Source organism: Pseudomonas arsenicoxydans (assembly GCF_006438915.1).
GTDB classification, from domain to species: Bacteria; Pseudomonadota; Gammaproteobacteria; order Pseudomonadales; family Pseudomonadaceae; genus Aquipseudomonas; species Aquipseudomonas arsenicoxydans_A.
In genome coordinates this window covers 40654-47287 of the sequence record NZ_RCZE01000023.1, presented here as the reverse complement: position 1 = coordinate 47287, position 6634 = coordinate 40654, and the positions used below count along the sequence as shown (strand labels likewise).

Annotated in this window: 2 protein-coding genes and 1 pseudogene; 2 read left to right on the top strand and 1 reads right to left on the bottom strand. The window is 59.9% G+C overall.

From position 1 onward, the window contains the following. Positions 1–188 (top strand): annotated as a pseudogene (locus EAH78_RS32515) (IS110 family transposase); the annotation flags it as partial. Positions 189–309: 121 nt separating this feature from the next. Here the strand turns inward: EAH78_RS32515 and EAH78_RS31040 are convergent. Further along, positions 310–2607 carry a fatty acid cis/trans isomerase gene (locus EAH78_RS31040; protein WP_140672024.1) on the bottom strand — a complete coding sequence of 766 codons (2298 nt, stop codon included), beginning with the start codon at positions 2605–2607 and terminating at the stop codon, positions 310–312. 155 nt (positions 2608–2762) lie between these two features. On the opposite strand from EAH78_RS31040, the gene metH reads away from it, so the two are divergent. Further along, positions 2763–6473: a methionine synthase gene (metH, locus tag EAH78_RS31035; protein WP_140672022.1), complete on the top strand. Its 3711-nt coding sequence runs from the start codon at positions 2763–2765 to the stop codon at positions 6471–6473. The last annotated feature ends 161 nt before the right edge of the window (positions 6474–6634 follow it).

Sequence of the window (6634 nt, the reverse complement as noted above, 5' to 3'; positions counted from 1 at the left end):
GTCGCGCGATGTACATGGCCTGTTGGGTGGTGATCCGGCGACAGCCTGAGTTCAAGGCTCGGTATCAAGCATTACGCCAGAAAGGTAAATGCGCCAAAGTAGCGCTGATCGCCTGCATGCGAGTGTTGTTGATACGGCTGAATGCCATGATTCGAGAGAAAACTGAGTGGCGAGAACAGGCAGCCTAAACAGGCTGCGTGTTTTGTAAGGAATTTGCATGGCCTGGAGCCGTGGGAGTTCAGCTGTCTTCCGATAAGCCTTAAAAATAAAGTCATCAAGACAGTTGCTCCCACATTGGATTGCGGGGAGTCAGAGGTTTTCGTAGCGATTCATGTCCAGCACGCCCTCTTCCACCGGGTCGGTCTCGTGGACGTAGCGGCTGAGGTCGTGGAAATAGAACCAGAATTGCGGATGACTGCGGCGAATCCCCCAGCGTTCGACAATTTTCTCAAAGCTGTCGGTGTCCTTGGCATTTTCCATTGCATCAACGAACGCCGGCACCTGATCCGCCGGAATGTTGAACATGAAATTCGGGTAACTGCTGAGTACACCCGGGAAAATCGTCAGCGTGTCGAGGCCCGGCTGGTAGCGCAACGACTCACCCAGCAGGAACGCTACGTTGCTGTGTGCGCGGTTGCGCAGCAGGCTGTAGACCTCGCGTTTGCCGCTCGTCGTTTCGATGCGCAACATCGTCGCTTCCGGCAACTGGTCGATGACCTTCAACCCGGCTGCCGGGCGCGACGTCAGGCGACTCAGGGCCTGTTCGGCGCTCTGCAAATCCGGGTCGATGTTCGGCCGCGAGCAATACGCGCCGTCGCAGCGATTGATCGGGTCGGGCCTGGCATTCAGATCGCCGTAACGGGAAAGCAACTGCAGGGCGAAATCACGCTTGGGGTCTTTTTCGTCGAGTTTCAGCGCGGTCGGCGTGTCGTCGTCGATGGCCTCGTAATCCAGCCACATCTTGAACCTGCCGCTGTTCTGGTACCAATCGTCGAGGTAGCCGTCCCGGGAATCGGCCGGCATCAGGCGCAGGAAGTTCTGCTCGGCACCGTTGCGGATCAGGTCGAAATACAGGCGGGTCTGGGCCTGGTGGGAGACGTTACCAAACACATCGAAGTTGACCGCCAGTTGGTAATAGGTACGCTCCAGCAGCGGGAAGTCGAACAGCCACATCGTTTGCGGTACCTCGCCGATCAGGCCCTTGTTAACCGACGCACTGTCGAAGTGGCGGAAGATGCTCAGCAGCGCGTTGTCGTTCCCCGCCCACAAGGTCGACCAGCTGGGCGCCGGTGCTTCGGCGTAGCTGTCCCGGCGCAGTGCTTCGTATTCGTTACGTTTGTCGCGGTAGTCATGCCATAGGCTCAAGACGCTGCCGACGTCATCGTTCTGCCCTGGCATGGCCAGCAGTGGCGTGGCCTGGCCGCGGTAGTTCGGGTCGATGATATAGAGGTCGTGTTCCGGGGCCTGGAACAGCGCCCAGAAGTTATCGCGGATCACGTCCGTGGCAATCTGGCCACGGCAGACCGGGCCGCGAATGAAGGTGCGCACGAAGTATTCAGCGTTATCCAGCATGAACTGATAACGCGCCTGCGCCGGAATCGCCTCGAAGGTAGCGAACGGATTGGCCCGCCGCTCCGGCCCGTAGCCCGGCAAGGCGTTGACCTGCCAGTTGCCGCTATAGAACAGGCTTTTGATCCGCGCCATCTTCGCCGGACTCAGCGGATAGGTAATGTGGGTTTTCTGCACAATCACCCCCTGCACCGGCCACAAGCGGTAATACACCTGGGTGCCCGGGTCGTCATTCGGGCGGCGCGTGTTTATCAGGTCAATCGGCTGGCCGGTGGGCGTTCGGGAGCGCACCCACTGGAAAAAGTGCCCCGGCTCGCCGTCCTTGAAGTAGATGTGAGCCAGAAACCAGTGCTCGAACAACCAGCGCGCCACCAGGCTTTGCCGGGAGCCAGGCGCATTGAGCAGGTTTTCCCATTGCACCACCTCCAGCGCTTCTTTCGCGCTCGGCATCAGCGCCTGCTCATCAATCGGTGCACCCGACGCCAACCAGCGTTGCAGTGTCTGGTATTGCTGATCGGTAAGGCCCGTGACCGCCAGCGGCATGCCCTCTTTGGGATGCGAACTGGCGTAGCCGTTGAACTCCGCCGGCATGGCGCACATGTTTTCCCGATTCAGACCGAGAACGATGTCTTCCGGCAATTTGGCATTGGGTTGCAACGGGGTTTTATGGCCCAGCTCAAGCATCCGCGCCATCAACGCAGCCTGGCTGCCTTGAGCGTCGAGCACCGGATAGAAGCCCTTCTGTTGCCACGCGTGCTTGCCGAATGCGTCGAAAAACAGCCGGGTCGGGGCGGCGGCGGTGCTGCGATCGCCGTCGTAGACCGGGACTTTCGTCGCGCCACGCGCCGCGCCTTCGCCACTGCCCAGGTTGAGCTGACAGGCGGCATCGTTGCATGCATGGCAGGCAACGCACTTATCAGTAAAGATCGGTTGGATGTCGCGGCTGTAGGAAATCGCAGATGAAATGGCCGGACCTTGCGCAGCGGCGTCCCAGCTTAATAGCAGCATGAACATGCTGGTGATGACGCGATACGACATATCCCTGGTCCCAATCATAAAAAATCGCCGCGATTCTACCGGTCAGGCAACCCCACCAACATGAACGATATTCATGCAAAACCGGGTGATGCTCTAAAAGCACACAGGTTTGGTATGATCCCGCCCCTTCGTCATGGTCTTTCCGAGTAGTCCAAATGTCCGATCGCAGTGTTCGCCTTCAAGCTCTCAAGCACGCCCTCAAAGAGCGCATCCTGATTCTCGATGGCGGCATGGGTACGATGATCCAGAGCTACAAGCTCGAAGAGCAGGATTACCGTGGCAAACGCTTTGCTGACTGGCCAAGCGATGTCAAAGGCAACAACGACCTGTTGGTGCTGACTCGCCCGGATGTGATTGGTGGTATCGAGAAAGCCTACCTGGATGCCGGCGCCGATATTCTGGAAACCAACACGTTCAACGCCACCCAGATTTCCCTGGCCGACTACGGCATGCAGGGCCTGGCGTATGAGTTAAACGTAGAAGGCGCACGCCTGGCCCGCAAGGTCGCCGACGCCAAGACCCTGGAAACCCCGGACAAGCCACGCTTCGTCGCCGGCGTACTGGGCCCGACCAGCCGCACCTGCTCGTTGTCCCCGGACGTGAACAACCCCGGCTACCGCAACGTGACCTTTGATGAGCTGGTGGAGAACTACACCGAATCCACCAAGGGCCTGATCGAAGGCGGCGCCGACCTCATCCTGATCGAAACCATCTTCGACACCCTCAACGCCAAAGCGGCGATCTTCGCCGTACAAGGTGTGTTCGAAGAATTGGGCATCGAATTGCCGATCATGATCTCCGGCACCATCACCGACGCCTCCGGCCGTACCCTCTCCGGCCAGACCACCGAAGCGTTCTGGAACTCCGTGGCCCACGCCAAGCCGATCTCGGTCGGCCTGAACTGCGCCCTCGGTGCCAGCGAACTGCGCCCGTACCTGGAAGAGCTGTCGAACAAGGCCGGCACCCATGTGTCTGCGCACCCGAACGCCGGTCTGCCGAACGAATTCGGTGAGTACGACGAACTGCCGGTGGACACCGCCAAAGTCATCGAGGAGTTCGCTCAAAGCGGCTTCCTGAACATTGTCGGCGGCTGCTGCGGTACCACGCCGGGCCACATCGAAGCCATCGCCAAGGCCGTGGCCGGTTATGCGCCGCGTCAGATTCCAGAGATTCCAAAGGCCTGCCGCCTGTCGGGCCTGGAACCGTTCACCATCGATCGCAGCTCGTTGTTCGTCAACGTCGGCGAACGAACCAACATCACCGGTTCGGCCAAGTTCGCCCGCCTGATCCGTGAAGACAATTACACCGAAGCCCTGGAAGTCGCCCTGCAGCAGGTCGAAGCCGGCGCCCAGGTGATCGATATCAACATGGACGAAGGGATGCTCGATTCGAAGAAGGCCATGGTGACCTTCCTCAATCTGATTGCCGGCGAGCCGGACATCTCCCGCGTCCCGATCATGATCGACTCCTCAAAATGGGAAGTGATCGAAGCCGGCCTCAAGTGCATCCAGGGCAAAGGCATCGTCAACTCGATCAGCATGAAGGAAGGCGTCGAGCAGTTCATTCACCACGCCAAACTGTGCAAGCGCTACGGTGCTGCGGTGGTCGTGATGGCCTTCGACGAAGCCGGCCAGGCTGACACCGAAGCGCGCAAGAAAGAAATCTGCAAACGCTCCTACGACATTCTGGTCAACGAAGTCGGCTTCCCGCCGGAAGACATCATCTTCGACCCGAACATCTTCGCCGTGGCCACCGGCATTGAAGAACACAACAACTACGCAGTGGACTTCATCAACGCCTGTGCCTACATCCGCGACGAGCTGCCGTATGCGCTGACCTCGGGCGGCGTGTCCAACGTGTCCTTCTCGTTCCGCGGCAACAACCCGGTGCGTGAGGCGATCCACTCGGTGTTCCTGCTGTATGCGATCCGCAACGGCCTGACGATGGGTATTGTCAACGCTGGCCAGCTGGAGATCTACGACCAGATCCCGCAAGAGCTGCGCGATGCCGTCGAAGACGTAGTGCTCAACCGCACCCCGCACGGCACCGACGCCCTCCTCGCCATCGCCGATAAGTACAAGGGCGACGGCAGCGTCAAGGAAGCCGAGACCGAAGAGTGGCGCGGCTGGCCGGTCAACAAGCGCCTGGAACATGCGCTGGTCAAGGGCATCACTACGCACATCGTTGAAGACACTGAAGAGTCTCGTCAGTCGTTCGCGCGCCCGATCGAAGTGATCGAAGGCCCGCTGATGTCCGGCATGAACATCGTCGGCGACCTGTTCGGCGCTGGCAAAATGTTCCTGCCACAGGTGGTGAAATCCGCCCGTGTAATGAAGCAGGCCGTGGCTCACTTGATCCCGTTCATCGAACTGGAAAAAGGCGACAAACCGGAAGCCAAGGGCAAGATCCTGATGGCGACGGTAAAAGGCGATGTGCATGACATCGGCAAGAACATCGTTGGCGTGGTGTTGGGTTGTAACGGCTACGACATCGTCGACCTCGGCGTGATGGTCCCGGCAGAAAAAATCCTGCAAGTGGCCAAGGAGCAGAAGTGCGACATCATCGGTTTGTCCGGCCTGATCACGCCTTCGCTGGATGAAATGGTCCACGTCGCCCGTGAGATGCAGCGTCAGGACTTCCACCTGCCACTGATGATCGGTGGCGCAACCACCTCCAAAGCGCACACGGCGGTGAAGATCGAGCCGAAGTACAGCAACGACGCGGTGATCTACGTGACGGATGCCTCCCGCGCCGTGGGCGTGGCGACGCAGTTGCTGTCCAAGGAACTGAAACCGGCATTCGTCGAGAAGACCCGCCTGGAATACATCGACGTTCGCGAACGCACCGCCAACCGCAGCGCGCGCACTGAACGCCTGAGCTACCCGGCCGCCATCGCCAAAAAGCCGCAGTTCGACTGGAGCACTTACGCGCCGGTCAAACCGACGTTCACCGGTTCCAAGGTGCTGGACAACATCGACCTCAAGGTGCTGGCCGAATACATCGACTGGACGCCGTTCTTTATCTCCTGGGACCTGGCCGGCAAATTCCCGCGCATCCTCACGGACGAAGTGGTCGGTGAAGCCGCTACCTCGCTGTACGCCGATGCCCAGGAAATGCTCGCCAAGCTGATTGATGAAAAGCTGATCAGTGCCCGTGCGGTGTTCGGCTTCTGGCCGGCCAACCAGGTGCGCGACGATGACATTGAAGTCTATGGCGATGACGGCAAGGCGATTGCAAAGCTGCATCACCTGCGCCAGCAGATCATCAAGACCGATGGCAAGCCGAACTTCTCTCTGGCCGACTTCGTCGCGCCGAAGGACAGCGAAGTCACCGACTACGTGGGCGGGTTCATCACCACTGCTGGCATCGGTGCCGAAGAAGTGGCCAAGGCTTATCAGGAAGCCGGCGACGATTACAACTCGATCATGGTCAAGGCCCTGGCCGACCGTCTGGCCGAAGCCTGCGCCGAATGGCTGCACCAGCAAGTGCGTAAAGATTACTGGGGTTACGCCAAGGACGAGACGCTCGACAATGAGGCGCTGATCAAAGAGCAATACACCGGCATCCGCCCTGCTCCGGGCTACCCGGCGTGCCCGGATCACACCGAGAAGTCCACGCTGTTCAAGCTGCTGGACCCGGAAGCTGAAGAGCTCAAGGCCGGCCGCAGCGGCGTGTTCCTCACCGAGCACTACGCGATGTTCCCGGCGGCGGCAGTCAGCGGTTGGTACTTCGCTCACCCGCAGGCGCAGTACTTTGCCGTGGGCAAGATCGACAAGGATCAGGTGCAGAGCTACACCTCGCGTAAAGGTCAGGAACTGAGCGTGACCGAACGCTGGTTGGCCCCTAACCTCGGGTACGACAACTAACCAACCCGGCCGGCCACAAAATGTGTGGCTGGCAGTAATCCCTTGTGGGAGCGGGCTTTGTGGCGAGGGGGCTTGCCCCCGTTGGACTGCGCAGCAGTCCCCTTTTTTGGGGCCGCTTCGCGACCCAACGGGGGCAAGCCCCCTCGCCACACTCGCTCCCA

Bases quoted from the DNA above. Each gene is read 5' to 3' on its own strand.
- metH (WP_140672022.1), top strand. From the start codon at position 2,763: ATGTCCGATCGCAGTGTTCGCCTTCAAGCTCTCAAGCACGCCCTCAAA.
- EAH78_RS31040 (WP_140672024.1), bottom strand. From the start codon at position 2,607: ATGTCGTATCGCGTCATCACCAGCATGTTCATGCTGCTATTAAGCTGG.